Raw genomic sequence first — 4,228 nt, forward strand, 5'->3', positions numbered from 1 at the left:
GCCTTGGCCAAGATGAGGCAGTCGAACACGAAGTCCTAATCACCTTATCGACTTTAAAAGCCAGCGTGAGCACAAGGTTTTCAACGTGTAGGATTTATCCTGTTATTCATCTCACTACGTACTTTGCAAAGGGTTGGTGGTGCATGGTGTTTTATACAGGTTGATACTCTTCGTTTTTGGCGATGACAGCCCAAGCGATCCGCATGAGTTTGTTTGCGAGTGCGACCGCAGCGCGGTTGGCACCTCGTCGCTCTTGCAACTCAAGCATCCATTTACTGAGTTTGTCGGACTTGAACTTGGCTCGTCTTAAAGCAGCTCTAGCACCATGAACCAGTAATGAGCGAATGTAAGTATTGCCCCGCTTGGTAATACCGAGAAGAATGACATTGCCCCCCGTCGTGTCTTGCTTTGGAACGAGTCCCATCGCAGCAGAAGCATCGCGCCCAGTTTTAAATTGCTGTCCAGAGCCGAGCCATACGGCGACAGCTTGGCTAGTGAGTGGTCCAAAGCCAGGAATAGACATCAGTCGTTTGGCATTATCAAATTGTTTAACGGTTTGGTTTAGTTTCTCTTCAAACCATTGGATCTGTTCATCGATATATAAATAGCGTTCATATTGACGTGATAGAAGTTCACGCAATATTGGCGAGAGTTGGTTTTCCACSTCTTCCAATATTTCGGGAATAGCTTGCCTAAAAGACGCTTTTCCTTTGGGAATAATGATGCCGTATTCAGCAATTAATCCTCGAACTTGATTRATCAAACGGGTTCTTTCGGTGACACATAGTCTGCGCATTCGAATCAATGATTGAATRTCTTGTTGTTCGATGGACTTGTGTGGAACGGGGTGGGCGCGTTGATAGAGTGCAAGTTCAGCAATCGCTTCCGCGTCGTTATAGTCGTTCTTTTGTTTGCGTCGCTGATTTTTGACATGTTGAGGWGGGTATAAAAGAACTTGGTGTCCAAACTTTTCGAATTCCCGAGCCCAGTAATGCGCCCCAGAACAAGCCTCCATCGCGATGATACACGGAGTTTGATTTGCGACGTAGTTAAGTAGTTTACCTCGTTGAAGTTTTTTACGACTGAGGTTCTTTCCTTTATGATTGATTTCAAAAATAAAGAACATATTTTTTGCTAAGTCGATGCCGATGATTTTATGCTGAGTCATGGTCTTCTCCTTTTACTTTTGGATCTGAACACTCCAAGCATGGTCGATGGACATGTGAAGTGGTAGGGGGAGACCATCTCATCACCTTAACAGGGCGTTATACGCCAATCAAATATTGCACATCAAAAGGACTTAGTATGGAAGAAATTAAGGGAATAATCGACTTTATGGTAGAGGTCGAGAAACTCAAATCGATAGAAAGACAAACTAAACCTGTAGGGTTAGATAGATATGAGAACTCAGCAGAACATAGTTGGCATGTTTGTCTGAGCGCTCTTTTACTCAAAGATTTTGCTAATGAACCAGTTGATATTGTTCGTGTCATGAAAATGCTACTCATCCATGACTTAGGTGAAATTGAGGCTGGCGATACGGTTATTTACTCTGCTGAAACCGAAGAAAACAAACAACTAGAAAGGTCATGCATACAGAAGTTATTTCAGCTTTTGCCTGAAGTAAGTCGAGAAGAGTTTTCTAATCTTTGGGAAGAGTTTGAAGAAGGTGTAAGCCCCGAAGCCAGATTTGCTAAGGCAATCGACCGAGTTCCCCCTTTACTTCACAACATCCATGGTGAAGGTCATGGCTGGAAAAAACACAATATACCCAAAGATAAAGTTTTTGCCTTTAATGGCAAACGTATTTCCAAAGGTAGCAATTTGTTGTGGCAAGAAGTCGAGTCTAGGCTCAATGACGCAGTTCAATCGGGTGTACTGAAATAGGCGTATAACAATAAATTTAAGCAGATTCGTAACGCTCGGCATTTTTGCTTTGAATCAGCTTCAGTGTTTACGGCACAATGGTTTAGGTGGGTGGTAGTGATAAAGATGCTCTCAGTAAAAACAGTGTTTTTTTCTTATTTAAATCTGACCAATCAACATGAACAATAGGCTGTGTTAGATGAGAGGTCAGTAAAATTGTCATGCGCTTATAGAGAAGTAATCTCGAATCATACAGTTTGGAATTAGAGAGTAGTCTGTCAGCCCTTTTAATCGCATGTTTTTCATAGGCTTGAGTAGAGATCCCTCTACCGATAGAAGTAACATAGAGAGCACTTCCAGAGAGAACGCTTTCAACGCACGCGCGAAATGCCCTTGCTCTCGTTTTATGCATGGAGCCAAGGACAGAACTAAGAAAATTGGATACTATACATTTCACATTCATGACGTTTCTCGGTGATATACAGATTTATTGTGGTGATAAAAATGTTGATCACTCAATGTCATGAATGTTCCCAATAATATGAGTTTATTATCTTTTTCTCTCAATTTTGAGGGGATACCTCAGACTCTAGCTAGTAAACTTTATCGCATAAGGAAGTCTATGACATCAATACGTAAGGCCAATAAGCTCGATGTGAGTAGAGTATGGGAAATAAGAACACAAGCAATCCTAAAGACATGTGTATCGCATTATTCGGATAACACTGTTATCTCTTGGGCTAATTCACCAATGCCTATCGACTTTGATGAGATATTAGTGAACCTAGGTGCGATTGTGCTCGAAGACCAAGAGTGTATTGTAGGGTTTGGGTTTGTTGATACTGAAAACGGCTCTTTAGAATCTATATTTGTTGACCCAAGCTTTATTGGAAGAGGCTATGGAAAGAAAATTGCGCATGAGTTGATTTCTATAGCGAAAGAGTCTGGTTTGCATAGTTTACAGCTTTCCTCTTCCCTAAATGCAATTAAGTTCTATGAAAGCCTGGGTTTTATAGCAGGTGAAAAAACGTTTTGGACGCATCCATCTGGCTTTAAGTTAGGGTGCGCTCCAATGACAAAGGTTATCTAGTGATCTGCTCCTGCTAGACAGAACATTTCACGAAGCGACTTTCTGATACTAAAAGTTATCCACGTTTTTCTAATTTAAATGATTACTCTGAGAAGGTTCTGCCCCACAGACGTGCCAATAAGATCACCTTGTAGTGGTCAACAAGTGAAGTTGTCGTTAATTCTGTATAGTTCGGATTGGATTACTCTCGCCTCCTAATTTTTTGTTTATTTATCTTTTAGACTGGGCGACTTTTCGAATAAAAGTGGCCCTGACTTGCTCTTGGTATGGAAAAATTTTATCGTAGTGTGGTTGTTTTACACCCCAACCCTTTTCAATAGGGGGCGTCATCCCTGACGGTGTAAGACTTTAGGCAAAGATAAAGCTTTGACATTGAATTCAAAAAAGTGGCCCTGCGTTTTCAATTCTTCACCACACACCTTGTGAAGGCTTCGAATGCCTGCTCAGTATCAGCGATACGCTGATTGAGAGCGTTGAGATGCAGATAAGCATCATGCAGCACCGCTCTTGCAAATTGAGGCAGTGCATTGTTGGCGTCTTCAAGCATGAGCGGAACTTGCTTCATTAGAGATGAGCGCCCGACAGGGATGACAAGACCAAACTCGGATAGCAGTGCACGGATGGGATTCATGATGGCAGTGCGCTCACGAACCCAGTGTTCTCGCATGCGGTGTATTGACAGTATGGCTTGTTGCTCGGGCGACTTTATAGGGACGAAGCGAGTCGAAGGACGTTGAACGGCTTCGCAGATAGCGACAGCATCATTGAGGTCATTCTTTCCTCTGGTCCGATAAGGAGCAACATATTTGGCAGCCATGATGCGAGTGTCGTGACCAAGTTTGTTGAGAGTTCTTGCCCAGTAATGCGCTCCACCGCACGCTTCTAAGCCTATGCACATATGTGGAAGGTTTGATATGGTAGTGAGCAATTTAGAGCGACTAACCGACTTGTGCAGAACGACTTTACCTTTTACGTCAACGACATGAATACTAAAGTGATTTTTAGCTAAGTCGATACCGCCAAAATAAGAATAATCAGACATGATACCTCCGGTTTAAGCAATGACCACATGAGTGTGGCAGATCCTCGGGAGGGGGAATCCATGTCATTCGTTATGCGTAATCGATGGAGTACCGAGAATTAGATGGAAGTAGTAGAAGCGGAAAAATCGGATTTAGATTCATTCTTTGTGTATCTAGAAAATCAGCTGTCTGAAAATGGTAATGGAGAAGTTCCTCTTTTCCAGCCAATGTCCAGAGAGCAAAGTGAAAT

Annotated in this window: 3 protein-coding genes and 2 pseudogenes; 3 read left to right on the top strand and 2 right to left on the bottom strand. The window is 42.4% G+C overall.

What is annotated here, in order from left to right:
* Positions 1 to 151: 151 nt before the first annotated feature.
* A complete protein-coding gene (locus ELS82_RS23415; RefSeq protein ID WP_134837581.1) occupies positions 152 to 1,168 on the bottom strand; it encodes an IS110 family RNA-guided transposase in 1,017 nt (338 codons plus the stop codon).
* 137 nt (positions 1,169 to 1,305) lie between these two features.
* Here ELS82_RS23415 and ELS82_RS23420 point away from each other — a divergent pair, with 137 nt between their 5' ends.
* On the top strand, positions 1,306 to 1,887 hold the full coding sequence (locus ELS82_RS23420; protein ID WP_029801177.1) for an HD domain-containing protein: 582 nt from the start codon (positions 1,306 to 1,308) through the stop codon (positions 1,885 to 1,887).
* 601 nt (positions 1,888 to 2,488) lie between these two features.
* On the top strand, positions 2,489 to 2,956 hold the full coding sequence (locus ELS82_RS23425) for a GNAT family N-acetyltransferase (protein ID WP_167489496.1): 468 nt from the start codon (positions 2,489 to 2,491) through the stop codon (positions 2,954 to 2,956).
* 418 nt (positions 2,957 to 3,374) lie between these two features.
* On the opposite strand, the pseudogene ELS82_RS23430 reads toward ELS82_RS23425, so the two are convergent.
* Positions 3,375 to 3,998, bottom strand: a pseudogene (locus ELS82_RS23430) (IS110 family RNA-guided transposase); the annotation flags it as partial.
* Positions 3,999 to 4,100: 102 nt separating this feature from the next.
* Between ELS82_RS23430 and ELS82_RS27095 the strand changes: the two are divergent.
* Positions 4,101 to 4,228: pseudogene (locus ELS82_RS27095) on the top strand (GNAT family N-acetyltransferase); the annotation flags it as partial.

It is taken from the genome of Vibrio ouci, from assembly GCF_004551525.1.
Lineage (GTDB): Bacteria > Pseudomonadota > Gammaproteobacteria > Enterobacterales > Vibrionaceae > Vibrio > Vibrio ouci.